This window comes from Rhodococcus sp. CX (assembly GCF_015865005.1).
In the GTDB taxonomy this organism is placed as follows: Bacteria; Actinomycetota; Actinomycetes; order Mycobacteriales; family Mycobacteriaceae; genus Rhodococcus.
The window spans coordinates 28666-30204 of sequence record NZ_JADZGH010000272.1; the positions used below are offsets into that span (position 1 = coordinate 28666).

Sequence of the window (1539 nt, forward strand, 5' to 3'; positions counted from 1 at the left end):
GCTTCGTGCTCACCTGGCACGACAGTTCGGGGCCGCTCGTCACAGACGCACCGCAGGTCCTCGACACCCTGCGGCAGTTGCCCGCCTCATCGGTGCAGATCGGGTCGATCCAGGGCTACAACCAGTACACGAACGGCCTCGGCGACACGCTCGACTACATCCGGGCGCTGCGCCCGTCCGTATTCGTTCCCTCTCATCACGACAACTGGCTCCCACCCGTCTCCGCGCCCGCCGCCGCGTACGAGCCGCGGTTGCGCGAGGCGGTGGCGAGCCTGCCGAATTCACCCGAGGTGCGCATGCTCGTCGATCCGACGGACTATCTGCGCCCCTCTCTGCTGGCGTTCGACCTGACGACGAGGTGACACCGACCCGCAATTGCTGTCGCGCTCGATCCACGGCGCGATTCGGAATTCGCCCACACTGCAGCGTGAGCGAATTCGCACTCACCGCGTCGATTGCCGGATCGATATCGAACGGCCGATCGGAATCGAGCCGCTATCGACCGCACATACGAAAACGAGGTCACGACCTCTTTCGAGTTCGTGACCTCGTTCTGTGCAGTTCGTGGAACTGCTCTCTGTGGGCGAAGGGGGACTTGAACCCCCACGTCCCGAAGGACACTGGCACCTGAAGCCAGCGCGTCTGCCATTCCGCCACTCGCCCGAGCGACTGGAGAACAGTAACACATCATCCCCGGATATAACGATTCGCCTGGTCAAGGCGGGTTTCTCGGGGTCCAACGACAGGGTTCGGTACCGAGTTGGACAATCGCTCACGATCCTCCGAGCCGGATCGGACGAAAAGTCGATACCATGCAGGGGCGAGAACTGCATCGCGACACGCACAGACCTGGGAAGGGGGCCGCCATGGGTATCGCGCAGCGTTTCGAACGCAAGCTTCAAGCCGCAATCGGCGACGCGTTCGCGCGCGTCTTCGGAGGCGGTGTGGTCCCCCAAGAGGTCGAAGCCGCGCTTCAACAGGAAGCGACGGATGGTGTCCAGCAGCTCGATCGTGGGCTCATGCTCGCACCGAACAAGTACGTCATCACCATCAGCGAATCCGATCATGAGGCCCTGGCAGCAGACAGGGACTTGACGGTGAAGGCATTCTCCCGTCACCTTGAGGACTTCATTCGCGAACAAGGGTGGCAGACCTACGGTGAGATCAATGTTGCCTTCGAGTCGTCGTCGGCGCTGCACACAGGGCAGTACCGCACTCGCGGCTCGGTCGATCCCGATACCGGGCGCTCACCGGCGCGCGCCCCGGCCTCGCGTTCGCCCCAGAATCGCCCGACCGTGAAACCCGACCCAGGAGTTGCCCCCATGACGCAAAACCCCGGCTACGAACCCGGCCGCGAGCCCGCCGATCGCGCGGAGCCGCAGTACGCGCGCAACGGTCACGCGCACGTCGGTCAGGAGCAGCGCTACGCGCAGGGTTACGGCCAGCAGGGCGGCTACGGCCAGCCCGCCGGTGCCGCGGGTTACGACCAGGGTTACGCCGATCAGGGCTACGACCAGCAGGGTTACGGCCAGCAGGGCG

The 1539-nt window shown here is 64.7% G+C and carries 1 protein-coding gene, 1 tRNA gene and 1 pseudogene; 2 read left to right on the forward strand and 1 reads right to left on the reverse strand.

What is annotated here, in order from left to right; translation table 11 throughout:
• Positions 1-362: pseudogene (locus I0Q12_RS30835) on the forward strand (MBL fold metallo-hydrolase); the annotation flags it as partial.
• A gap of 218 nt (positions 363-580) precedes the next feature.
• Here the strand turns inward: I0Q12_RS30835 and I0Q12_RS30840 are convergent.
• Positions 581-663: transfer RNA gene (locus I0Q12_RS30840), tRNA-Leu, on the reverse strand.
• Positions 664-866: 203 nt separating this feature from the next.
• On the opposite strand from I0Q12_RS30840, the gene I0Q12_RS34450 reads away from it, so the two are divergent.
• A partial coding sequence (locus I0Q12_RS34450) for a DUF3662 domain-containing protein (protein WP_231611771.1) occupies positions 867-1539 on the forward strand: 673 nt, incomplete at its 3' end.